The 24,139-nt window shown below is 66.4% G+C and carries 18 protein-coding genes and 1 tRNA gene; 10 read left to right on the top strand and 9 right to left on the bottom strand.

Annotation, left to right across the window (positions count from 1 at the left end):
* Positions 1 to 197: 197 nt before the first annotated feature.
* Positions 198 to 656: a MerR family DNA-binding transcriptional regulator gene (locus D8676_RS04155; protein ID WP_245426555.1), complete on the bottom strand. Its 459-nt coding sequence runs from the start codon at positions 654 to 656 to the stop codon at positions 198 to 200.
* Positions 657 to 1,139: 483 nt separating this feature from the next.
* Here D8676_RS04155 and D8676_RS04150 point away from each other — a divergent pair, with 483 nt between their 5' ends.
* The 3 genes from D8676_RS04150 to D8676_RS04140 all read left to right on the top strand — a co-directional run bounded on the left by D8676_RS04150 (position 1,140) and on the right by D8676_RS04140 (position 6,855).
* Positions 1,140 to 4,895 carry an SEL1-like repeat protein gene (locus D8676_RS04150; protein ID WP_121579540.1) on the top strand — a complete coding sequence of 1,252 codons (3,756 nt, stop codon included), beginning with the start codon at positions 1,140 to 1,142 and terminating at the stop codon, positions 4,893 to 4,895.
* A 189-nt stretch (positions 4,896 to 5,084) separates the two neighbouring features.
* Positions 5,085 to 6,005 carry a sulfite exporter TauE/SafE family protein gene (locus D8676_RS04145; protein ID WP_121579539.1) on the top strand — a complete coding sequence of 307 codons (921 nt, stop codon included), beginning with the start codon at positions 5,085 to 5,087 and terminating at the stop codon, positions 6,003 to 6,005.
* A gap of 1 nt (position 6,006) precedes the next feature.
* Positions 6,007 to 6,855, top strand: coding sequence for a TIGR02186 family protein (locus D8676_RS04140; protein WP_121579538.1), 849 nt, complete (start codon positions 6,007 to 6,009; stop codon positions 6,853 to 6,855).
* On the opposite strand, the gene pdeM is transcribed toward D8676_RS04140, so the two are convergent.
* The 4 genes from pdeM to D8676_RS04120 form a co-directional block, all read right to left on the bottom strand.
* Complete coding sequence (gene pdeM / locus D8676_RS04135) at positions 6,852 to 7,553, bottom strand: ligase-associated DNA damage response endonuclease PdeM (RefSeq protein WP_121579746.1); 702 nt, start codon at positions 7,551 to 7,553, stop codon at positions 6,852 to 6,854. The genes D8676_RS04140 and pdeM overlap by 4 nt on opposite strands.
* Positions 7,554 to 7,567: 14 nt before the next feature.
* Positions 7,568 to 10,105, bottom strand: coding sequence for a ligase-associated DNA damage response DEXH box helicase (locus tag D8676_RS04130; RefSeq protein WP_121579537.1), 2,538 nt, complete (start codon positions 10,103 to 10,105; stop codon positions 7,568 to 7,570).
* 72 nt (positions 10,106 to 10,177) lie between these two features.
* The gene (locus tag D8676_RS04125) at positions 10,178 to 10,657 is read right to left on the bottom strand and encodes a hypothetical protein (RefSeq protein WP_121579536.1); all 480 of its coding nucleotides are present in this window, start codon (positions 10,655 to 10,657) and stop codon (positions 10,178 to 10,180) included.
* Positions 10,658 to 10,728: 71 nt separating this feature from the next.
* The gene (locus D8676_RS04120; protein WP_245426553.1) at positions 10,729 to 11,640 is read right to left on the bottom strand and encodes a methyltransferase domain-containing protein; all 912 of its coding nucleotides are present in this window, start codon (positions 11,638 to 11,640) and stop codon (positions 10,729 to 10,731) included.
* 129 nt (positions 11,641 to 11,769) lie between these two features.
* Between D8676_RS04120 and D8676_RS04115 the strand changes: the two genes are divergently transcribed.
* Positions 11,770 to 12,780: a ligase-associated DNA damage response exonuclease gene (locus tag D8676_RS04115; RefSeq protein WP_121579535.1), complete on the top strand. Its 1,011-nt coding sequence runs from the start codon at positions 11,770 to 11,772 to the stop codon at positions 12,778 to 12,780.
* Entirely contained in the window at positions 12,780 to 14,381 is a 1,602-nt protein-coding gene (locus tag D8676_RS04110) for a cisplatin damage response ATP-dependent DNA ligase (RefSeq protein WP_121579534.1), read from the top strand. Before D8676_RS04115 ends, D8676_RS04110 begins: the two co-directional genes overlap by 1 nt.
* Positions 14,382 to 14,396: 15 nt before the next feature.
* Here the strand turns inward: D8676_RS04110 and D8676_RS04105 are convergent, their stop codons facing one another.
* From D8676_RS04105 to D8676_RS04095, 3 genes are all read right to left on the bottom strand, one after another.
* Complete coding sequence (locus D8676_RS04105; RefSeq protein ID WP_121579533.1) at positions 14,397 to 15,527, bottom strand: hypothetical protein; 1,131 nt, start codon at positions 15,525 to 15,527, stop codon at positions 14,397 to 14,399.
* 78 nt (positions 15,528 to 15,605) lie between these two features.
* Positions 15,606 to 16,739, bottom strand: coding sequence for a Gfo/Idh/MocA family oxidoreductase (locus D8676_RS04100; RefSeq protein ID WP_121579532.1), 1,134 nt, complete (start codon positions 16,737 to 16,739; stop codon positions 15,606 to 15,608).
* 10 nt (positions 16,740 to 16,749) lie between these two features.
* Positions 16,750 to 17,535, bottom strand: a complete 786-nt coding sequence (locus D8676_RS04095) for a ThuA domain-containing protein (RefSeq protein ID WP_121579744.1) — start codon at positions 17,533 to 17,535, stop codon at positions 16,750 to 16,752.
* A gap of 168 nt (positions 17,536 to 17,703) precedes the next feature.
* Here D8676_RS04095 and D8676_RS04090 point away from each other — a divergent pair.
* The 5 genes from D8676_RS04090 to D8676_RS27215 all read left to right on the top strand — a co-directional run bounded on the left by D8676_RS04090 (position 17,704) and on the right by D8676_RS27215 (position 20,832).
* Positions 17,704 to 17,779 (top strand) — tRNA-Thr (locus tag D8676_RS04090).
* 186 nt (positions 17,780 to 17,965) lie between these two features.
* Positions 17,966 to 18,925 (top strand): DMT family transporter, encoded by a 960-nt coding sequence (locus D8676_RS04085; RefSeq protein ID WP_121579531.1) that lies wholly within the window; start codon positions 17,966 to 17,968, stop codon positions 18,923 to 18,925.
* A 141-nt stretch (positions 18,926 to 19,066) separates the two neighbouring features.
* The gene (locus D8676_RS04080) at positions 19,067 to 19,351 is read left to right on the top strand and encodes a helix-turn-helix transcriptional regulator (RefSeq protein WP_281034270.1); all 285 of its coding nucleotides are present in this window, start codon (positions 19,067 to 19,069) and stop codon (positions 19,349 to 19,351) included.
* A gap of 274 nt (positions 19,352 to 19,625) precedes the next feature.
* A complete protein-coding gene (locus D8676_RS04075) occupies positions 19,626 to 20,528 on the top strand; it encodes a mechanosensitive ion channel family protein (RefSeq protein ID WP_245426549.1) in 903 nt (300 codons plus the stop codon).
* Between the two features lie 142 nt (positions 20,529 to 20,670).
* The gene (locus D8676_RS27215; protein WP_183096965.1) at positions 20,671 to 20,832 is read left to right on the top strand and encodes a hypothetical protein; all 162 of its coding nucleotides are present in this window, start codon (positions 20,671 to 20,673) and stop codon (positions 20,830 to 20,832) included.
* 232 nt (positions 20,833 to 21,064) lie between these two features.
* Here D8676_RS27215 and D8676_RS04065 read toward each other — a convergent pair whose 3' ends face one another.
* Positions 21,065 to 24,112 (bottom strand): PAS domain S-box protein, encoded by a 3,048-nt coding sequence (locus tag D8676_RS04065; RefSeq protein WP_121579528.1) that lies wholly within the window; start codon positions 24,110 to 24,112, stop codon positions 21,065 to 21,067.
* Positions 24,113 to 24,139: the final 27 nt, after the last annotated feature.

Raw genomic sequence — 24,139 nt, 5'->3', positions numbered from 1 at the left:
ACGGCCTTCATCAGGCTATCCTATGCCGTTTGGGGAACGTCACCCTAAAATATTGACGTTTGCGTAAACGTCAATATTGCGTCCGCAGCTAATCGAGCCTTTCGGGGCCGAATAAAAAAGCCTGCTTGGCTTTGGGGCCAAACAGGCTTGATTGCAGGCGACCACCTTCGGCGGTCGTTCGCTTTAGTCAGTGCAGGTCAGGCGGCGGCGGGCGGAGCGGTGCGCTCGGCCAGGAGCTTGCGCACGATCGCCATCGTGTCGGAAAGCTCGGAGATCGCCTCGTCGATCGCGGCGCGCTGCTTCTGCAGACGGGCGAGCTGCTTCTCGGACTTGTCGATCGTCAGGCGCAACTGCTTGGTGTTGGCGCCGTTCGGATCGTAGAGATCCATGATCTGCTTCACGTCGCGCAGCGAGAAGCCGACCTTGCGGCCGAGCAGGATCAGCTTGAGCCGAGCCTTGTCGCGGCGGGAGTAGAGACGGGTCGAGCCGTCGCGCAGGGGGCTGATCAGGCCCTTGTCCTCGTAGAAACGCAGAGTACGCAGCGTCACGCCATAGGTCTTCGCCATCTCGCCGATGCGGGTATATTCCTCCTGCGTCTCGGAAACGGCATCGTCATTGCTGGGCACGGCTGCGCCGGCCTGATTAAACGTCATCATCACTGTGCTTTCCCCGTTGGGGCGCCGGGAGAGCGCCTGACCGGAAAGCAGCGGGGTGGGCTTCCGGCCGTGGTTTCAACAAAATGCATCGTAAGCAGACGCCAAAGCGCCCTTACGTTAAGGGCAGCCCTATAATCCTGGCGGTTTTATGATGCAAGCAAGCGATGGTTGCAGCCGGCTGCGGCAGTTTGTTCCAGTCCGGGTGTCCGCTTTCAGGGGCCCGACGCCCTCGCCGCAGCCAAAATCTTTACGAATCTTGCCAAATCGTAAACCTGATTAACGCCTTGTTTACCACGTTCGGGGAATTGTGCGCGGGTCGGACCGCCGTGTCTATCCGTAGCGACTTTTTCACGGTTCTCCGGAGCGAGGGCATCACGCCCGGGAGCCCGCTTCCGCCGCTTTGCTCGCGGCACGCCTCCGGCCCGACATGGGAGAATCACGGGAAACTGGTCCCCGACCAGCCAGAGGCGAACGAGCGTTTCGATGAACAGCAAGCGGTCCTACCTCGACGCAGTCAATGCCGGCCGGCAGAGGCGATCCTACGCATCGCTGGAGCAGCTCAACCGCTCGCTCGACACGCTGGAGCGGCGGATCGAACGCAACCGCGAGGAGGTGGCCGGCAATAGTCGCCAGCCGCAGCGAAACGCCGGCGGCTTCGAGAATCAGCCGACAACGCCGCGCGCGCCGGAAGCCCGCAGCGCCCAGGACCTCCCCTACCGGTCTATCGCGCGCGACATCGAGCGCGTGCGCCGGGACGAGGACGGCGTCGCCGCCTTCGGCAAGATCGCCGGCGAACTGAAAGGCCTGCGCGAGGAGCTGCGCCACCAGATGGCGTCGAGCCTGCGCCGCGAATTCGACACGCTGCGCCGGGATTTCCAGCACAATTCCGCTTCGGGCGGCAATGCGGCCGGCAAGCTCGGCCTCGACCTCGAGCGCCTGTCCGGCGCGATGGAAGCGCTCGGCGAACGCGCCGACGACCGCAGCGTCAACCTGCTCCGGCTTGAGGTCGAGCAGATGAAGTCGGCGCTCGACACGCTGGCGCGGGAAGAGACCGTACTTTCCGTCGACCGCCGCTGGGCCGCCTTCGACCAGCGCTTCAACGATTTCGAGCACCGCATCTCGGCCAATGCCGGAGACGGGACGAACAATGCCGAGCTGGCGGCGCTGACCGACCGCCTCGAACAGATCAGCCAGGCGGTGGGCAACCTGCCCGAATCGCTGTCGCTGCGCTCGCTGGAGGAGAAGGTGCGCACGCTCGCGGGCGCGCTCGAACATTTCATCGAGCAGCAGGGCGGCCACGCCAGCCAGACCTTCGCCCATATAGAAGAGCGGCTGGACGAGATCTCGCGCGCCATCGTCGGCGCCACCGTCGCCGCCCAGCAGCATCACGCCGATCCCGAGCCGTTCGAGCGGATCGAGGCGCGCATCTCCGCACTTGCCAGGCAGATCGAGGAAGTCGCCGAGGACCGTCCCGGCAATGAGGTGACAGAGCACCTGCAGGCGCTGTCACGGCGGGTCGACGAGCTTGCGGCACGCACCGCGATACCGGACGAGGCGATCGAGCGGCTCGCCTACCAGATCTCGGTCATCGCCGACAAAGTCGACCACGCTCCGAAGGTGCCCGACGTCGGCGAGATATTCTCGGGGATCGAACAGCGCTTCGACGTGCTGTCCAACCTGTTCGAGCGCCGCCAGGAAGACGCCCTCGAACAGGGCAACACGCTGTTTCGCGAACTCGAGCGCCGTCTGAACGACGTCGCCGAACGGTTCGAGCAGCGCCAGGCAGACGCCGCGCTGGACGGACATTCGATCATGAAGGCGATCGACGCACGCTTCTCCGCCTTTGCCGAGACGCTGGACAGCGGCCGGCGCGACGGCGTCGGCGACGAGGTCATCCGCGGCCTGGAGACCAGGCTCGAGGGCATCTCGCAGCGCCTCGACCAGTCGGCCAGCCAGTTTGCCGGCATCGATCCGGAACTGGTGCGGAGCCTGGAGGCGCAGGTCGCCGGGCTCTCGTCGCACCTTGCCCGCCCGACTGCGCCGCTGCCGGAATTCGTCGACATCTCGCCGCGGCTGAAGGAGATCGAGAAGACGATCGCGGACAGCCGCGAGTCGGTCATCGAGGCGGCGCGCACCGCCGCCGAGAACGCGGCGCGCTCGCTCGCCCTCGGCCAGCCGGAAACGGGCGCCGTCTCGGGGCTCGCCGACGAGCTCAAGGCGCTGGAAGACCTGACGCGCCGCTCCGACGAGCGCAACTCCAAGACTTTCGAGGCGATCCACGACACGCTGCTGAAAATCGTCGACCGCATGAGCTCGCTCGAACGCGATGCCGCTCCGGGACCCGCGCGCAAGCTGGAGCTCAGGGACGCGCCTTCGATCGACGCGCAGGATGCCTATCCCGGCCAGGAAGCGGCCGCCGTTCACGCCTCGGTCGAGCGCACCCCCGCGCAGGCTGCCGCCGCGGCGGCGCTGGCCGCCCTCGGCACGGAACAGCCGGCCGAGCCCGAGCAGGGCGCGAGCCGCGTCCGCTCCATGCTCGGCGGCCTCACCCGCGCCTTCGGCGGCAACAAGCAGGCCAAGGAAGAGCCGGAACTCGCCGGTTCCACGGCCCCCGAGCCGGCCGTCGACATGGCGCCCACGGTGGACCTCGACATGCCGCTCGATCCGAAGGCCGTCAACCGGCCGCTGGAGCCGGGTTCGGGCGGACCCGACCTCAACGCGATCATGCGGCGCGTGCGCGACGAACGCAGCCAGCCGGTCCGCGCGAGCGAGACCGACGCCGGCAAGTCCGACTTCATCGCCGCGGCGCGGCGCGCCGCCCAGGCCGCCGCTGCCGAGGCCGACGTGAAGAAGCGCAAGTCCGATGTCGGCAGCCCGGTGAAGGCGCTGCGGATCGGCGACATATTGAAGACCCGCCGCAAGTCGATCCTGATGGCGGCGACCGCCATACTGACTACGCTCGCCGCGCTGCAGCTCGGCAAATCCTACATGAAGGACGGCGGGGAAATCGCGGGCTTTGGCGAAACGGCGCCTGCCGAGTCGGCGCCCGTCGCGGCACGGTTCGACGCCACGCCGCTCGGCAGCACGCAGCAAGCCGCCGACAAGGCGACGGCTTCGCCCGCAGCCGACGCGGTGCGCACGGCCGATGCAATCGAAGAACAACCCATGGATGCGATCGGAGACGAGAGCATCGACGTCACGGCAGGCGAGGCGCCTGCCTCGATCGACATGGGCGCGGCCGACATGGACCCGACCTCCACCGCGAACGCGCTGGTGGAGGAGGCTCCCGCCGACGACTTTCCGATGGGCGTGAAGATCGCCGCCGTGGCGCCGGTCGAGCACATCACCGAAATCATCGACGCTGCCGTACCGGCGCCGGTGGCGTCGATGGAGGTTCCGAACGAGGCCGGCCCGCTGCCGCTGCGCGAGGCGGCCGCCACCGGCGACGCGAAGGCGCTCTACGAGATCGCTACCCGCTACGCCGAAGGCCGCGGCATGCAGTCCGACATGGCCGAGGCCGCCAAGTGGTACGAGAAGGCGGCCGAAGCCGGCTTCGCGCCGGCACAGTATCGCATCGGCAACATGTACGAGAAGGCGCTGGGCGTCACCCGCGACCTGAACAAGGCGCGCGGCTGGTATGAAAAGGCGGCCGAAAACGGCAATGCCAGCGCCATGCACAATCTCGCCGTGCTCTATGCGATGGGCGCCGACGGCGGTACCGACAACGACGCCGCGGCCAAGTGGTTCACGCAGGCGGCCGAGCTCGGCGTCAAGGACAGCCAGTTCAACCTCGGCATCCTCAGCGCCAAGGGCGTCGGCATGCACCAGAGCCTGGAGGAATCCTACAAATGGTTCGCGCTGGTCGCCAAGACCGGCGACAAGGACGCCGCCAACAAGCGTGACGAGATCGGCAACGCGCTGCGCCCCGAGCAGCTCGAACGCGCCCGCGCCGCCGCCGAGCTCTGGAAGCCGAAGTCGCTCGATCCCGCGGCGAACACCGCCGACATCCCGGCTGCCTGGCAGGAGAGCGGCGAGAAGACCGCCAGCGTCGACATGAAGAAGGCCGTGCAGGACATCCAGGCGGTCCTCAACAAGAACGGATACGATGTCGGCAATCCCGACGGCGTGATGGGCGGCAAGACGAGGGCGGCCATCGTCCAGTTCCAGAAGGACAATGGCATGGAGCCGACCGGCGAGATCGACCAGACGCTGGTCGGCACGCTGCTTGCCCGCAAATAGGGGCGCAAAGGTCGCAGACCGACCTTCGGCAGACCAGTAACGTCTGCATTAACTGATTGAGATATAATTTATTTCTACAAATTCGGTGAGGTTTGACTTCGCCGCATTGTCGGCGCAAGTGCTGGCTAACTCGCCTCTGCCATCCTGCTTCAGGAGGGCCGAGGCCTCTAGCTATTGGAATGAGTGCGGGTGGGCATCTATCTGCCGATCGCTGAACTGTCGGTGAACCTGTTCGTGCTGCTCGCGATGGGCGCAGCGGTCGGGTTCCTGTCCGGTATGTTCGGGGTCGGCGGCGGCTTCCTCATCACGCCGCTGCTGATCTTCTACAACATTCCGCCCGCCATCGCCGTTGCCACCGGCGCCAACCAGGTCATCGCCTCCTCCTTCTCGGGCGCCTTGTCGCACATGAAGAAGGGGACGATCGACTTCAAGCTGGGCACCGTATTGCTCGGAGGAGGCGTGGTCGGGTCGACGGTCGGCATCTACGTCTTCACGCTGCTGCGCAGCCTCGGCCAGCTCGACCTGTTCGTCTCGCTGCTCTATGTCGCGCTGCTCGGCACGGTCGGCGGACTGATGCTGGTCGAAAGCGTGCGCGCCATCCGCCGCGCCCGCGACGGCGCCGCGCCGACGCTCAAGAAGCCCGGCCAGCACAACTGGATCCACCGCCTGCCGCTGAAGATGCGCTTCCGCGCCTCGAAGCTGTTCGTCAGCGTCATTCCCGTCATAGGGCTCGGCGCCGGCATCGGCTTCCTCTCCTCGATCATGGGCGTCGGCGGCGGCTTCATCATGGTGCCGGCGCTGATCTACCTGCTCAAGGTGCCGACCAACGTCGTCGTCGGCACGTCGCTGTTCCAGATCATCTTCGTCGCCGCCTACACCACCATCGTGCACGCCTCGACCAGCCACACCGTCGACATCGTGCTCGCCTTCATGCTGATGATCGGTGGCGTCGCCGGCGCGCAGTACGGCGCCAAGGCCGGGCAGCGGCTGCGCGGCGAGCAGCTTCGCGCACTGCTTGCGCTGCTGGTGCTCGCCGTGGCGCTGAGGCTCGGCTTCGACCTCTTCGTGAAGCCGCAATCCATCTACTCCCTTGCGACGCCGGGATTTTGAGATGGCGCGGCTCTTCCTTCCCGCGCTGCTTCTCGCCACGGCCACCCTGATCGCGCCGGCCGCCGCGCAGGAGGAGCTGGAGGGCGTCGTGCACGAGCCGGCCCGGGGCGCGGAACAGGGGCCGCAGCAGCCTGCCCCCAACCCGGAAGCGATCCAGATCGGCCTTTCCACCAACCGGGTGACGATCACCGCCGACTTCAGCGGAGCCGACCTCACCATCTTCGGCTCCGTCGACAATTCCGATCCGCTGGTCGCAAGGCAGGGCCGCTACGACATCATCGTCGTCCTCGAAGGGCCGGCGCAGGACATCGTGGTGCGCCGCAAGGACCGCGTGCTCGGCGTGTGGATCAACCTGCATTCGGAAACCTTCACCAATGTGCCGGTCTCCTATTCGGTCGCCACCACGCGCATGCCGCAGGACATCACCGACACCGACAGCTACAAGCGGCTGTCGCTCGGCGCGGACAACCTGCACATCGAGCCGCTCGACCGCGACGGCAACCCGCAGACGATCGAGCAGTTCCGGCAGGCGCTGCGCGACCGCAAGGCCGCCGCCGGGCTGTTCAGCATGCGCGTCGGCGGCGTCGAGTTCCTGTCGCAGAGCCTGTTCCGGGCCTCGCTGCCGCTGTCGCCCAGCGTGCCGGTCGGGACGCACAAGGCGCGCGCCTTCCTGTTCAAGAACGGCGTATTCATCAAGGAAAGCTCGGCGCAGCTGTCGATCGTGAAGTCGGGCTTCGAGCAGACGATCTACCGCTTCTCCACCAACCACGGACCGAGCTACGGCATCCTGGCGACGCTGCTCGCGGTGGTGACGGGATGGCTCGGACGGATCGTTTTCCGGAAGGATTAACCCGGCCTGAGCATCGCGCCTGCGATGGCGAACACCTTGCTCGCCCCGATCATGTAGGCGATCAGCCCATCGGGGCGGAACAGGCCGGCATAGGCGCGGTCGAGCACGTTGAGCGAGCCGGTATAGGCGCCGAAGGCCGGCATGACGATGCGCTCGCCATCGGAGGCGAAGCAGCGGCGGCGCACCGAGCGGCCGCGCTGCACGATGCGCGCGCAAGGGTGCAGGTGGCCGGCGATTTCGCCGGGGGGAGATTTCTTCGACGGCTCATGGCGGAAGGTGAGCGCGCCGACCGCCAGCGCCTCGACCGTGTCGCCCGGCAGGCCGGCCGGCGGGCTGGGATCGTGGTTGCCCGACACCCAGAACCAGTCGCGTCCCGCCATCAGCGCGGACAGGTCGAGCCGCATCCGGCTCGGCAGCCGCGACGAGCCCTCGTCGTCATGGAAACTGTCGCCGAGGCTGACGACGATCCTGGGCCTATAGTAGTCGATGACGGCCTGGAGCCGAAGCAGCGTCGCGGCGGTATCATAGGGCGGCACCAGCATGCCGCGGCGGGCGAAGGACGAACCCTTCTCCAGATGCAGGTCGGAGACGCAGAGCAGCCCTAGGTCAGGGAAAAAGAGCGCGCCGCGGCGGTCGCAGAGCGCGGCCTCGCCCGCCACCGCGATCTCGGCAGCGTTGCCCGCGCCCGGAAGGAAGATCGGTTCGGCCCCTCTCAATTGCGCTTGCTTCCCTTGCCTATTGCTTCCGCGATCAACTCTTCCGCTTCCGACAGGAGCGAATCGCCCGCCTCCCCGTCGACCCGCTCGCGCCCGACTTCCAGCATGATCGGCACGGCGAGAGGCGAGATCCGGTCGAGATCCTTGTGCACGATTCGGCCTTTTATACGCGACAGCATGCCGGCAAGTCTCCTGACATCGAGGAGCCCGGCCGCCGCGTCCGCCCGCGTCGCCTGCAAAAGGATGTGGTCTGGCTCATGCGTGCGCAAAACGTCGTAAATGAGATCGGCCGAGACGGTCACCTGGCGGCCGCTCTTCTCCTGTCCGGGAAAACGCTTCTCGATCAGGCCCGAGATCTGCGCGCAGGCGCGGAAGGTGCGCTTCAGCATCCATGAATCGGCCAGCCAGGCATCGAGGTCGTCGCCCAGCATGTCCTCGTCGAAAAGCTGGCCGAGCCTGATCCTGCCCGACTTGAACATGTGGCCCATGTCGCCCAGCGCCCAGACGCCGAGCACATAGTCGGTGGCGACGAAGCCAAGAGGTTTCGCCCCCATCCGCTCCAGCCGCCGGGTGAGCAGCATGCCGAGCGTCTGGTGCGCCAGCCGTCCCTCGAAAGGATAGGCGACCATGTAGAAGCGGTTGCCGTTCGGAAAGGTCTCGACCAGAAGATCGCCGCGTTTTGGCAGGATCGAGAATTCGGCCTGCAGCCGCAGCCAGTCGGCCACCTGCTCGGGCAACGCCTTCCAGCGCTTGGGATCGGCCAGCATGCCGCGCACCTGGTCGGCGAGATAGGTCGACAGCGGGAATTTTCCGCCGCCGTAATAGGGCACCTTGGCGTCCTTGCCGGGCGCGTTGGAGACGAAACACTCGTTCTCGCGGATGCCCTCGAAGCGCAGCACCTTTCCCGCGAACAGGAAGGTGTCGCCATAGACCAGGGTTTCCAGGAACGCTTCCTCGATCTTGCCGAGCACCGGGCCGCCGCGCGCGACCGGCCCCTTGCCGTAGCGGACGTAGCGCACATTCAGCGCCGGCACCTCGATGATGGTGCCGACATTCAGCCGGTACTGCTGGGCGATGCGCGGATGGGTGACCCGCCAGAGCCCTTCCTTGGTCTTGCGGATGCGGGCGTAGCGCTCGTAGCTTTTCAGCGCATAGCCGCCGGTGGCGACGAAATCGACGACGCGGTCGAATGTCTCCCGCGCGAGACCGGCATAGGGCGCGGCGGAAAGCACCTCGCGGTAGAGGTCGTCGGCGTCGAAGGGCGCGCCGCAGGCGACGCCGAGCACATGCTGCGCCAGCACATCGAGCGCGCCTTCGTTGAGTGGCGGCGTGTCCTGAGCGCCCACCGTCGACGCCTCGAGCGCCGCGCGGCATTCCAGTACCTCGAAGCGGTTTGACGGCACCAGGATAGCCTTGGACGGCTCGTCCATGCGGTGGTTGGAGCGGCCGATGCGCTGCGCCAGCCGGCTCGCCCCCTTCGGCGCGCCGACATGGATGACGAGGTCGACGTCGCCCCAGTCGATGCCGAGGTCGAGCGTCGACGTCGCGACGATGGCGCGCAGGCTGTTCGTCTCCATCGCCTTCTCGACGCGGCGGCGCTGGCTGACGTCGAGCGAGCCGTGATGCAGGGCGATCGGCAGCGAATCCTCGTTGATGCGCCAGAGCTCGGCGAACAGAAGCTCCGCCTGGCTGCGCGTGTTGACGAAAAGCAGCGAGGTCTTGTGCTGTTTCACCAGCTCGTAGATCTCGGGGATCGCATAGCGCGAGGAATGGCCCTGCCACGGCACGCGCTCGCGGGAGTCCAGTACCGACACGTCGGGCTTGGCGCCGCCCGCGACCGTGATCAGCTCGGCCATCTCGCCCGGCGGCTCCTGCGGCACCAGCCAGCGGCGAAGCTCGTCCGGATCGGCGACGGTGGCCGACAGGCCGATCGCCTGCAGGCCGGGCACGATGGCGCGCAGCCGCGCCAGGCCCAACGCCAAGAGATGCCCGCGCTTCGAAGTCACCAGCGAATGCAGCTCGTCGAAAACGACGTAGCGCAGATCTTCGAAGAAGCGTTTTGCATCCGACGTCGCGATCAAAAGTGCGAGCTGCTCGGGCGTGGTGAGCAGTATGTCGGGCGGCACGAGCTTCTGGCGCTGGCGCTTGTGCGCCGGCGTGTCGCCGGTGCGCGTCTCCAGCGTCAGCGGCAGGCCCATCTCCTCGACCGGCCTGGCGAGATTGCGCTGGATGTCGACGGCCAACGCCTTCAGCGGCGAGATATAGAGCGTGTGGATGCCTCGCCTGGCTTCGCCCGGCTTGCGCTTCGGGCGTTCGGCGAGATCGGTCAGCGTCGGCATGAAGCCGGCGAGCGTCTTGCCCGCCCCGGTCGGCGCGATCAAGAGCACGGACTTGCCGGCCTGCGCCTTGGCAAGCAGCTCGATCTGATGGGCGCGCGGCGACCAGCCGCGCTCCGCGAACCATTTTATGAACTGGTCCGGCAGGATCGCGGCCGCGGCTTTGGGATCTGCCTTGGGCTTGAACTGTCGCGTCACGCGCCAGAGGTAGCGCGCGCGCCAACCCTAGCCAAGCGAAAAATGGAACAAAAGGGGATCGAGGCGCGAGTGTCAGGCGCGCTCGAAACGCATGATCCAGTTCTTCTCCCAGGTTTTTTCGCCATCTGTCGTGAAGGACTGTTCCCAGACCGGACTGTTGCCCGCCGTCCAGTCGAAGCGCACGCGTACCGGCATGCCGCCCTCGACGTCGTCGCCGAAGAACACGCCGCGTCCGTTCTCGAAGCGGCCGACGGTCGGCGGGAACAGCCTGAAGCTCTTGGTGTCCGACCAGTAGATGGACCAGAGGCCGGTCTTGGGATCGAACAGGCGCAGCGTCATGCCCGTGAAGCCGCGCGCCGGCACGAACATCGTGTCGAGATTGCCGCCATGGCCGCCCGCATTCGAGCCGTCGGTAATCGGCATGACCTTCTCGACCTTCGATGTGGCCGGAAACGTCTCCCAATCGTTCGAGCCGACCAGCCGGCCTTTCAGGAACTCGTTGGTGATATTCCACCCGCCGATCAGGAAATCGAAATCGCCAAAGCCGCTCATCAGTCCCTCCTGCAGTGCAGGGAGGTTATAGCGACATGCTGCTGACAAGGCTTGTCAGCAATGAACGCGCATCAACCGCGGGAAGCGGTCACGATCAGCCCCTGCACCGGCTCCTTGCGGTCATCGCGGATCCTCTCGGTCCTCACGGAGACCGGCGTCAGGCCGCTGTCCGACAGGATGCGGCGCAGATAGGTTTCCGAATGCGCATAGCGCCGCGAAGGCTGCAGGGCGAAGCCGTCCTGCGTGTCCAGCCGCTCGACCGAAAAGGCGAACAGCCCGTCGGGCGCGAGCAGGCGGGAAACCGTCGGAAAAATTCCGTCCAGCGCCCCGACATACATGAAAACATCCGCGGCGGTGACGAGATCCGGCAGCGGCCCGGCATGGGACAAGTTCTGGAGGTCGGCCTTTTCCAGCCGGTCATAGATGCCTTTCTCGCGCGCCTTGCGCAGCATTTCCGACGAAATGTCTACGCCTTCCAGCCGGTCGCACATCGAACGCAGCCGCTCGCCCATCAGCCCGGTGCCGCAGCCGAGGTCGAGCGCCAGCGGGAACCGCTCGGGCCCCGTCGAGCGAATTGCCGCCTCCAGCAGGACCGGCGCGCGGTAGCCGAGCCCGTTGACCAGCGCCTGGTCGAACTTCGACGCATACTGGTCGAACAGCATTTCCACGAAGGCGCCGGGCATGGCGGCCGCGTCGCTCTCGGCCCCCGCCAAAGCGAGCTTCAGGCTGGCGCCACTGTGGTCCGCCGGATCGAGCCTCAGCGCGGCCCGCCAGGCGGCGATGGCCGCGGCGGTGTCGCCCGCCGCCTCGTAGAATTCGCCGAGCTGGAACCAGCCGAGCGCCCAGCCCGGCACCATCTCCATGGCCGCAAGCAGCGTCTCCGCGGCCCCGGGATAGTCCCCTTCGGCGAACAGCATAAGGGCGAAGTCCACGCGGCGGTCGGCCGCCGGATCGCCGGAAGACAGGCTGAAGATCACGCTCATCGGAGCTCGCTCGGGAAGGACGCGCGTCTATGCTGCGTCCCGAAAAAAAGCGCAAGCGGCTTTTTCCAGGGCACGTCACTGCTGACAAACGCATCTTCCCGGCAGGTGCAAAACACCTATCTTTGCGCCATGCGTCCACGCGACCTGCTTTGTCCCAAACCCGGCGGCCTCTATTGCGCGCCCGGCGATTTCTATATCGACCCGGTGCGGCCAGTGCCGCGCGCGCTGATCACGCACGGCCATTCCGACCATGCCCGCTCGGGCCACGGGTCGGTGCTGGCGACGCGCCAGACGCTCGACATCATGGGCCTGCGCTACGGCGAGGAGTTCGCAGGCACGACGCAGGAAGCGGTGCTCGGCGAGACGGTGAACGTCAACGGCGTCGCCGTCACCTTCCACCCGGCCGGCCATGTGCTGGGCTCGGCGCAGATCTGCGTCGAGCATGAGGGGATGCGCATCGTCGCGTCGGGCGACTACAAGCGCCAGCCGGACGCCACCTGCCTGCCCTTCGAGCCTATCCGCTGCGATGTCTTCATCACCGAGGCGACATTCGGCCTGCCAGTCTTCCGCCATCCGCCCGACACAAACGAGATCGCCAAACTCATCAAATCGACGGAGCAGTTTCCCGAGCGCGCGCATCTGGTCGGCGCCTACGCACTCGGCAAGGCGCAGCGCGTCGTCCGCCTGCTGCGCGACTCCGGCTACGGCAAGCCAATCTACATCCACGGCGCAATGGCGACGCTCTGCGAATACTACCAGTCGGAGGGGATCGATCTCGGCGACCTCAGGCCTGCCACCGTCGAGGGCGGCTCGAAAAGCGATTTCGCCGGCGCCATCGTCGTGGGACCATCGTCCGCCTTCGCCGACCGCTGGGCGCGGCGCTTCCCCGACCCGATCTCCTCCTTCGCCTCCGGCTGGATGCGCATCCGCCAGCGCGCCAAGCAGGGCGGCGTCGAACTGCCGCTCATCATCTCCGACCATGCCGACTGGGACGAGCTTCTGGAAACAATCGTCGAGACGGGCGCGAGCGAGATCTGGGTGACGCATGGCCGCGAGGAGGCGCTGGTGCGCTGGTGCGAGCTGCAGGGCATCTCGGCCAAGGCGCTGCATCTCGTCGGCTACGAGGACGAGGCGGATTGATGAACCGCTTCGCCGAACTCCTCGACCGCCTCGTGCTGACGCCGGCGCGCAACGGCAAGCTGACGCTGCTCACCGACTATTTCCGCACCGTGGAGGACCCCGACCGCGGCTATGCGCTGGCGGCCATCACCGGCGACCTGTCGATCGCCGCGGTGAAGCCCGCCATGCTGAGGATGCTCATCACCGAACGCATGGACCCGGTGCTGTTCGGATATTCCTACGACTATGTCGGAGACCTCGCAGAGACCGTGTCGCTGGTCTGGCCCGATCCGCCGCCGCATCAGAAGCCCAATCACGAGCCGACGCTCGGCGAGGTGGTTAGCGCGCTGCAATCGGCCAGCCGCTCGGACGGGCCGACCGTGCTGGCGCGACTGCTGGACAGCGCCAGCATCGAGGCGCGCTTCGCCATCATCAAGCTGGTCACCGGGGGCCTCAGGATCGGCGTCTCGGCAAGGCTGGCGAAGCAGGCGCTCGCCGATTTCGGCAAGGTCGACGTGTCCGAGATCGAGGAACTGTGGCACGGGCTCAAGGCCCCCTACACCGAGCTCTTCGCCTGGCTGGAAGGCAAGGCGCCGAAGCCCGAGAAAGCGGCAAAGGCGCTGTTCCGGCCGGTCATGCTCTCCAATCCCGTCGAGGACCGCGACCTCGAAAAGCTCGATCCCGCCGACTACGCCGCCGAGTGGAAATGGGACGGCATCCGCGTGCAGGCGGTGTCGGAAAGCGGCATCCGCCGGCTCTATTCGCGCACCGGCGACGACGTGTCAGGCGCTTTCCCCGACCTCGTCGACGCGATGGATTTTTCCGCCGCGCTCGACGGCGAGCTTCTGGTCGGCGATCCGGTCCACGCGACCGGCACCTTCTCCGACCTGCAGCAGCGGCTGAACCGCAAGACGGTGTCGCCGAAGATCCGGGACAGGTTTCCGGCCTTCATGCGCTGCTACGACATTTTGCAGTTCGGCGAGGAGGACCTCAGGCCCCTGCCCTTCACCGAGCGGCGCAAACGCCTGGAAGCCTTCATCGCGACGCTCGACCCGGCCCGCTTCGACCTTTCGCCGCTGGCGCCCTTCTCCTCATGGGATGCGCTGAACGACATGCGCACCCATCCGCCGCATCCTGTCATCGAGGGCGTCATGCTGAAGCGGCTGGATTCGCCCTACCTCGCAGGACGGCCGAAGGGCCCGTGGTTCAAGTGGAAGCGCGACCCGCACACGGTCGACGCCGTTCTGATGTATGCGCAGCGCGGCCACGGCAAGCGCTCCAGCTTCTATTCCGATTACACGTTCGGGGTGTGGTCGGGCCCGACGGGCGAGGAAGAGCTTGTGCCTGTCGGAAAGGCCTATTTCGGCTTCACCGACGAGGAACTGAAGCAGATTGACAAATATGTGCGCGACAACACGATCGAGCGTTTCGGGCCGGTTCGCTCGGTGCGCGCCGACCGCGACAACGGGCTGGTGCTGGAGGTCGCCTTCGAGGGGCTGAACCGCTCGACAAGGCACAAGTCGGGCGTCGCCATGCGCTTTCCGCGCATCTCGCGCCTGCGCTGGGACAAGCCGACCGCCGAGGCCGACCACATCGAGACGCTGCAGGCGCTGCTGGATTGAAGGGCGCCGGAGCCCCTACTCTACCACCGAGACCTTGATCTCGTAGATGTCGACCGCCTTGCCCTCGTTGGAGAAGTCGGAATTGATGGCGATCGAGCCGGCGGCGCCTGGCCGGTTGGCCGGCAACTGGACGTCGAAGAGATATTCGCCGCGCTCGTAGCCGACGGCATAGCGCTTGCGGCCACAGTCGCCGAGCTCGCCGAAATCGCAGCTTATCGAGATCTGCGTCTGCGTGCCGTCCTCGGAACGCGCCGATATGTCGAACACCGCCTTCTTGCCGACGATCTGCTCGAGGATGCCCTGCCCGACGTCGAACACCACCGCCGAGCCCGTGGTGCCGGACCGGATGCGCATGAACTGGCCGGATTCATCCTCGCTCACTTCCGCGCTGGCGCCGCTCGGCGCATTCGCTACCGAGGGATCGTCGGGCGAGAACACGGTGATCCAGTTGCGCAGCTCCTGCGTGCCGCCGGGCTCGCCGGGCTGCAGCGGGACCTCGTCGACGGGATCGAAATCCTCTTCGTGGACGATCTGCGGCGGGGCGGGCGGCGGCCCCGAGGGAAGCTTGAACAGGCCGAGCTCATAGGCCCACCAGCCGCCGATCGCGACCGCGCAGAGCAGCGTCACGGTAACGAACATCGCGGCCAGCGGGCGGCGCCGCCTCGCCCGCCTCTCGTCGCGGTCCGGCGCGACCGTCGCCGCCGCGGGGGCGGGACCGGCAAGCACCGGCTCGGCCGCAGGGCCGGGACCGAAATCCACCTCCGGAGCCGCCGCCGTGGGCTCCGCTTCGCGGTCCAGCGCAATCGAAGGCGCCGCCTCCGGCTCGCCACCGGCGTCCATGGCGGGCGCTTCCACGGCCGGAGCCTCGGACACGCCCTGCGACTCGTCGAGCGAGACGACCGGCACCTCGCCGGGATGGACGGGCAGAGCGGGGGCTGCCGGCAGATATTCCGATTCGATGCTGGTGATCTTCGCCTGCAGGCTCTGCCGGCGCTTGATCGCCATCTCGACGGTCAACTGGGGCTGCGAGGCCGTCGCACGATCCAGCGCGGCGAAGGCCGAGCGATAGACCTTCTCGCGGAAGGCGCGATCCTCGGCATTCCCCTTCTCAAGTGCGCTACGGATCGCTTTTTCGACCGGATCCAATGACGGTTTTCCCATTGCGGCAGTTCGCGTCGTTGATCGTTAGCGTCAGCCGGACGATGAGGCAACGTCTGGTGGCCGCTATGCCCCGCAAATTACCGCCGCGGCAGGCCGTGCCGGCCGCAATCCCGGCCGAAACCGGTTCCCGCTTTCCCCGGAAGTGCTCCAGGCGACGACGACCGTGCGGTCCGATGCGGAGCTCTGGAAGGCCGCGTCGATCAGCTTCTGGATGTCGGCGGCGCGCCGGAAGGACGGATCGCCGTTCACGCCGGCCAGCAGCGCGTCGGCGAAGCGCCTTGCGTTGCGCTTGACCGGCGGCGTCTCGAGCTGCACCCAACGGTTCCTGTCGATGTCGGCGCCGAGGCAGGCCGAGAGCCGCGAGGCGCCGCCGTCCGTCTCGACCTTCAGCGCGCCCCTGGTGCCGTGCAGCGAAAGCGACAGGTCGTTCAGGTGGCCGGTGGCGAAGCGCGTGGCGAGGACCGTCGCCAGCGCACCGGACTTCAGCCGCGCCGTCATCGCCACGCTGTCGTTGGCGTCGAGCACATAGTCGCCGATGCGATCGCCTTCGACCTTCGGGAAGGTCACCAGCTCCGCCTTCAGGCTGGCGAAGTCGTCTGCCGCGCCAAAACTCGCGAAGTCGAGCATGTGGATGCCGACGTCGCCCAGCACGCCGGTCGAGCCGTGCGCGGTGGACTGGCGCCACAGCCATTGCGGCTCGCTCATCGCGTCGCCCCAGGCCTTCGAGACCAGCCAGCTCTGCCGGTAGGCCGCCTCGACATGGCGCAGCGTGCCGATCTCGCCTGCCTCGACCATCCTGCGCGCCTGCTGCAGCGCCGGGGAATTGCGGTAGGTGAGGTTCACCATGTTGACCAGCCCGGCGGCTTCCGCCGCTTCGGTCATGGCGAGAGCGTCGGCGTGACTTGGCGCCAGCGGCTTCTCGCAGAAGACATGCTTTCCCGCCGCCAGCAGCGCCAGCGTGGTGGCCTTGTGCACGCCATCAGGCGTGCAGTTGACGGCGGCGTCGAAACCGCCCCAGCCAAGCGCCTCCTCCAGGCTGTCGAAATGACGCTCTATGCCGTTCTCCGCGGCGAATTTGGCAGCCTTGCCCGGCACGAGATCGACGCAGGCGACGATCCCGCATTCGGGAATCGCCGCGAACTCCTGGACATGATGGGCGGCGATGCCGCCGGTGCCGAGAAGGAGGAGCCGCTTCATCCGGGGGCGCTCAGTTCAGTCCCTTGTCGCCGTCGGCATGCAGGCGCGCGCCCTTCTGGACGATCTTTTCCTTCGCCTTCGCCACCGGCACGTTCGGCGCCTCGGTGATGGCAGTCCAGGCCGGAGTGGGGTTGCAGGCCCAGTGCACGGCATTGCGCAGCACCTGGCGCACGCCCTCGTTGTGATAGATCGGATAGGTCTCGTGGCCGGGCGAAAAGTAGAAGATCCTGCCGGCGCCACGCTGCCAGGTCATGCCCGAGCGGAAAACCTCGCCGCCTTCGTACCAGGACACGAACACCGTCTCCATCGGCTCCGGCACGGCGAAGGGCTCGCCATACATCTCGGTCTCGGCGATCTCGATGCACTCGCCGACTCCTTGCGCGATCGGGTGGCCGCGATTGATCGCCCAGGCGCGCTCGCGCTCGCCGGCCTCGCGCCATTTCAGCGAACAGGGCGTGCCCATCAGCCGCTTGAATATCTTCGAATAATGCCCGGAATGCAGCACGATCAGCCCCATCCCCTCCCAGACGCGGCGCGCGACCCGCTCGACGACCTCGTCCTCGACGTCGCCATGCGCGGCATGTCCCCACCAGAGCAGCACGTCCGTCCCGGCGAGCCGTTCGGCTGAAAGCCCGTGCTCGGGCTCCTGAAGGGTCGCGGTGGAGACCTCTATGGCCTTGTCCTGCCGCAGGGCGGAAGCGATCGTCCCGTGCATGCCGTCGGGATAGATCGAGCGCACCACTTCGCTCGTCTGCTCATGGACATTCTCGCCCCAGACCACCGCCCTGATCGTCATCTTCTTCTCCAAAGCGCTTTGGATGTTCCATAGATCGACGCGAGCCAGATGTTAAGCGGCGAAATCGAGCGTCAACGTGATTTTTCGAACAGCAGCAGCGCTCGACTTGAATTCACGCCGCAATGCGGCTATCACGCGCGCACTCCGCCGGCCTCGCGCCGTGCGCGGGCCGCTTTAGCTCAGTTGGTAGAGCACATCATTCGTAATGATGGGGTCGCGTGTTCGAGTCACGCAAGCGGCACCAGACAACCAATGTTCCGCACATCGGCGCGATGATCCAGGGTCGACGCCCTTTTGTCCTGCACTTCATACGCCCTGACCATCCTGAACCGGCCGCACTCGTTTGCGCGCGTTGGCCTCCCGCTCCCCCTCGTCGGCGGAACGGAGTCGCGATAGACTGGCGCCGTTTGTCGTCGTCAGGGGGACGGCCATGCACGCGGTTCCGATTGCCCAGCCCGCCGCGCCGGGGATGACGGCCTCGCCGCGGATGGCGTCCGCCTATGCCACCGCCGTGCTGGGCTGGTTGCTGTCGGCCGGTGTCTACATCGCCGCCAAATGGGCGGCCCCCGAAATGCCGCCCTGGGCGCTCTGCTTCTGGCGGCTGGCTTTGGCCTGCGCTATCCTGCTGCCGATCGTCCACCGCCACCACGCCGACATGATCGGCCTGGTGAGGACGCGCGCCCTGGAGATCATCGTCATCGGCGCGGTGGGCCTGACGCTCTGCCAGGGCATGATCTTCACCGGGCTCAACTACACCGGCGCCACCACGGCGGGCATCATCATGGCGCTATCGCCCGTCATGACCATGGTGCTGGCGCGCATCGTTCTGGGCGAGGCGCTAGGCCCGTGGCAGGCGGTGGGCGCGGTGCTGGCGCTCGCTGGGATGTTGGTGATCGTGACGCGCGGCGACCCGGCCGCGGTGTTCCGCATGGAGCTCAACCGGGGTGAGTTGCTGGTGGCGGGCAGCGCGCTCTGCTGGGCGGTCTACACGGTCATGCTGCGCCGATCGAAGTTCCAGCTCGAGCTTCTGCCGCTGGTGGTGCTCTTGCTGGGCGCCGGCGCGCTGGCGGCGCTGCCGCTTTATCTCTGGGAACTGGCGCAGGGCGAACGCTCGGCGCTGCATGCCGACGGGCTCATCGCGCTCGCCTATGTCGCGGGGCCGGGCGGCGCGCTGATGTACTACCTCTACAACCGCAGCGTGGAGACGCTGGGCGCCGGCCGCGCCTCGATGCTGCTCTATCTCCAATCGGTCTTCGTGGTGCTGCTCGCCTACCTGCTGCTCGGCGAAAACCCGCACGGCTTCGACCTGGCGGGCGCCGGCTTCATCGTCGCCGGCCTGCTGCTGGCCAATCTGGTCAAGCCGCGGAAGGATTACCGTTCGCGACCCTAACGCGCCTCGCCGTCGTCTGCCGTACCTGACTTTGGCCCGATAATACTATCGACGTTAGTCCAATTTTGTAACCGACATCTCTGCGCAATAGTAGGATCTTGGCGGGAGTTGTTCGCCGTGACGCCGGCTCACTTGTTGTCCATGCGGAAGAGCCTGGGCCTTAGCCAAACTGAAATGGCTGAGGAACTGGGCCTGTCGCTTGCCGACTATCGGAATCTCGAGAGTGGCAGGTGCGCCATCCTGCGGCTGCATGCTCTCGCGGTCGAGCGTCTGGCAATGGCCAGGGTTGCCCGCGCCGGCGGGGAACCGATGGCGCTGCCGCTTGCGCTTTTGATGGACGTAATCGGCATTTACAGCACCATCGACGGTACGCTGACCGAGCCTGCTTCGACCGCGACGGCCAAAAAACAGCCAGCGTTTCACTAGGTTCGCCTAGGCAAGCACCACACAAAACCAATGCCTTAGCGGCGTTCCAGGGCTGACCTCGGTCGCCGCAGAGTGCGTTGACCATCGTCGATGGAACGCGGTGCTTCAGGGTCGTTCCATTCGTCAGCCGGCAGTTTTGAAAGACGGTCGACGCCGCTAAGCTGGCGAACGGCTTTCCCGCGACCGCCATGTCGCTTTCCGTGATTGTCTTTCATCGCCGCCCATGGGAAGCCGGTCCATTCCGACGGACGGTTGATGAGAAGGAAACTGCCGCGTGAAGAACCTGAGCCAGTTTCGCTACTTCCTGTGGCCCGTCCTGCTGTTTGCCGCGTCGATCGCCGCATATGCGTCCCTGGAGCCGCTGTTCCAGCATTTCGCGCCGGAAGCAGACAGGATGCTGGCGCACCGCATCAGCATGACCTTCCTCTATTTTTCCGGCGCCTGGCTGCTGGCGCGAATTATCGTGGCCGTCCTTCGAAAGAACAGGAACGGAAGCCGGAAGGTACCAAAGCTCCTCGGAGAATTGATAACGGCCGCCCTCTTTCTCGCCGCAACGGCCGCCACGATCGCGATGCTGCTCGGCCAGTCGGCGGGCGGCGCGCTCGCCAGCTCGGGATTGATAATCGCCATCCTCGGCTTTGCCATCCGCAACGTGCTCGCCGACGTGCTGTCGGGGGTCGCGCTTGGGCTCGAAGCCCCGTTCAGGATCGGGGACTGGATCGAGATAGACGGCACCATTCGCGGCAAGGTCATCGAGATCGGGTGGAGGACCACACGCCTCCTGACCCGCAACGACACCTACATGATCCTTCCCAACAGCCAGATTTCACGGCAACGCATGACCAATTTCAGCGCCCCGAAGAGGCACTATCGGGCCACGCTGGAAATCGTGCTCGGCCACGATATATCCGTGAGCCAGGGCAAGGAACTGCTGGCGACGGCGGCGGCCTCGACGAAGTCGGTGATGAAATCCCTGAAGCCGGACGTGCGCGCGCTTTCCTACGACACCCACGGCGTGCGCTATACGGTCCGGTACTGGGTTCCGAGCTTCGTCGACGATATCGATTGCCGGGACGAGATGCTCGTGGCCGCCGACGCCGCCATCCGCGAACGTGGCCTTCCGCCTCCCTACAGCAGGATCAAGCTGGTGCCGCAGGAATCCGGGAAGGACGAATGAAAGGCCGAGATACCGGCGCGCATTTGCGCAGACGACGGCGCATGACCGATGGCGCATCCAATGGAACCCGGCAGCCGAAGGCGCATTGTCCTTCATGAAAAATCTGCCGCCGCAAGGCCCTGCCGGAGCGCAGGACCACCCCGTGAAGGTCACGATCCGGTCCTGGTATCTGGCCCGTGCGCTCGGCGTGACGACAAAGCCTCCCGACATCGGAGCCGAGTATATCGAGGTGCGGGTCGAGGGCGGGCCGCCGCTGTTCTGGACGGTGATCGGCAGGCCGGAGTCGGCAACCCCACAAGAATGACGTGCCTTTCCGCGAAAAATCAGCCCCGCCTAACCCATTTGGGGGCTGCTGGTCGAATAGCGGCGATGCAAATATGCGCGCCACCAAACTGATCCCGGTTCCCTGACTCGGCGGGGGGTTGAGGGGCGGTGTGGGAGCGTCCCTACGGGTGGTCCGCGGACGCTCCCAACCGTTATCTCGAGGGCTCCCGCCGCCCTTTTTCAGGCCCCTTCCAAACCACAGCTCGTCGGCGCTACTCGTCGAGCAGCTTCCGCGCCTTCAACGCCAGTTCGTCTATGCTGAACGGCTTGGTGAGCAGGTTGGTGCCGGGATCGAGGATGCCGTTGTGCACGATGGCGTTGCGCGTGTAGCCGGTCGTGTAGAGCACCTTCAGGTCCGGCTGCAGGGCGCGGGCCCGGTCGGCCAGTTCGCGCCCCGACATCTCGGGCATCACCACGTCGGTGAACAGAAGCGAGACCTTCCTGCCCGCATCGAACATCTTTAGCGCCTCCAAGGGCCCGGACATTTCGAGCACCGTGTAGCCGAGATCGCGCAGCGCCTCGGCCGAAACGGCGCGCACGCGGTCCTCGTCCTCGACGACCATGACGATCTCGCTGGCCAGGCCGCGATGCGTTGCGGCCATGCTCTCCCTGGCGTCGTCGGCGGGCGTCTCGCCATAATGGCGCGGCAGGTAGATCTTGACCGTGGTGCCGACGCCGACTTCCGAATAGATCTTCACATGGCCGCCCGACTGGCGGACGAAACCGTAGACCTGGCTCAATCCCAGCCCGGTGCCCTTGCCAACCCCCTTGGTCGTGTAGAACGGGTCGAAGGCTTTCGCCATCACGTCCGGCGCCATGCCGGCGCCGCTGTCGGCGACCGCGATCAGCACATATTGGCCGGGCGGTATGGCGAATTCGCGCGCGAAGGCGTCGTCGACAAAGGCGTTCGAGGTCTCGATCGTCAGCTTGCCGCCCGCCGGCATGGCGTCGCGGGCGTTGACGGACAGGTTGAGGATCGCATTCTCCAACTGGCCGGGGTCGGCCTTGATCTGCCAAAGCCCTGCGGCAAGCACGGTCTGAACGGCGATCGGCTCGCCGAGCGTGCGCACAAGGATCTCCGACATGTCCGACACCATGCGGTTGGCGCTGAGCGGCTCCGGCGACAGCGGCTGCTGGCGCGAAAAGGCGAGCAGGCGCTGCGTGAGCGCGGCGGCGCGCTGGGCACCGTCGATCGCCCCCTCGACGAAGCGCTCGACATCGGTCTCGCCCTTGGAAAGCTTGCGCTGCAGCAGGTTCAGGCCGCCGATGATGACGGCCAACATGTTGTTGAAATCGTGCGCGATGCCGCCGGTCAACTGCCCGACCGCCTCCATCTTGTGCATCTGGCGCAGTTGCTCCTCGGCCTTGGAGCGCTCCTGCACCTCTTCCAGAACGCGCTGCTCCAGGGTCGCGTTCAGGGTCTGCAGCGCCCCTTCGGCGCGCTTCCTTTCGGCAAGCTCGCGCTCGACCGCCTGGAAGAGACGCGCATTGTCGATCGCCGTCGCCGCCTGGCCGGCGATGCCGCTCAAAATCTCCTCATGCTCGGCCTTGAACCTGCCGGGTTCGGCATGGCCGAAGAACAGACCGCCGATCACCTCGCCCCAGCGCGAGGTCACCGGAACGGCGAGATAGCTCCTGACCGGCAGATGGCCTTCCGGCATGCCGTAATGAGGCGCGCTCCGGCCATAGCGCGGGTCGAGCAGGATGTCGTCCGAGCGCACCACGCCCTCGCCCTTAAAGGTCGGGCTGAAGACCGCCGTATTGCGCGGCATCGGAAATTTCGAGAAGGCTTCGCGCGGCACGCCCGACAGGGCGTAGAGCATGTAGCTCTCGCCCTTGTCGTCGGTGACATTGTAGAAGAACGATCCGAACTGCGCGCCGACCAGCTCGGTGCAGGCGTCGGTGACGATCTGCACGATGCGGTCGATGTCGAGCTCGGCCGCGATCTCCGCGCCGGAACGGTTGAGGATCGTCAGCTTGCGCGACTCGCTGCGGATCGCATTCTCAGTCCGGCGCGAACGCGTCACGTCGACATTGACGCCGATCATGCCAACGAACTCGCGGCGCGGCCCGAAGCGCGGCTGGGCATTGGTGCGGACGGTGCGCGTGCGGCCGTCGGCCCGCCGCATCCTGGTCTCGACCGTGAAGGGCGTATGCGTGCGCATGGCATCCTGGAACGGGGCCATCAGCTTGTGGTCGTCAGGATGCACCGTGGCAAACCAGTCGAAGGCGTCGACCCCGTCCGCGGCAACGCCCCAGAAGTCGCGCTGCGCCTTGTTGAGATAGACGCAGCGTCCCTGCTGGTCGCCCATCCACAGCATGACGGGCGCATTCTCGGCGACGAGCCGGAAGCGTTCCTCGCTCTCGCGCAGCGCGGTCTCGATGCGCTTCTGCTCGGTGACGTCGTGGCCCTGGAGGAAGACGCCGGTGATCCGCCCGCCGTCGGCGACGATCGGTTGGTAGATGAAGTCGAGGTAGCGCTCGTCTATGTCGCCGCCCTGCCCTTGAAGTTCGAGCCTGGCGGCGCGCCCGACGAAAGGCTCGCCGGTGCGGTAGACCTGGTCGAGCAACGACACGAAGCCTTGCGCCGTCACCTCCGGAAGCGCTTCCGCGACCGTCTTGCCGACCACGTCGCGATGGCCGACCAGCGTGTCGTAGGCATTGTTCACCATGGTGAACTTGTGCTTCGGGCCGGCCGTCACCGCGATGAAGCCGGGAGCCTGCTCGAACATCCGGCGCAGGCTTTCCCGCTCGGCCTCGAGCTCGCGCTCGGCCTTTATCTTGTCGGTGATCTCGACGACGATCGCCATGACGGCGGCCGGCTTCCCCTCCTCGTCGAGCAGCGGCGAGTAGTCGAGGTTGAGCCAGACCTGCTCGGGCATGCCGTCGTGGCGCGCTAGCGTCAGCACCTGATCGCGATAGGCGAGCGTCCGGCCCGTGCCCAGCACGACCTTCATGATGTTGTCGTTGAAGTCGGCCACCTCCGGCCAGCCCTCGCGGACCCGGGAGCCGAACAGGCTGGGGTGACGGCCGCCGGCGAAGCCGGAATAGCCGTCATTGTAGATCATTATGCCGTCCTCGCCCCACAGAGTGACGATCGGCACCGGCGAGCGGAGGATGAACGAGATCGCCGATCTGCGGCTGAGCGGCCAGGCTTCGATCGGTCCGATCGAAGTCGATGCCCAGTCAAACCCCGCGATGATATCCGCCGCCTCACCGCCTCCTGTCAGAAACGGATGTCTTTCATGATGTTCCGGCAAACAGCACCCCCCGACCGGTCGACTGAC

The organism is Mesorhizobium sp. YM1C-6-2, from assembly GCF_003666685.1.
In the GTDB taxonomy this organism is placed as follows: domain Bacteria; phylum Pseudomonadota; class Alphaproteobacteria; order Rhizobiales; family Rhizobiaceae; genus Mesorhizobium_K.
This window is presented reverse-complemented; position numbering and strand designations above follow the sequence as displayed.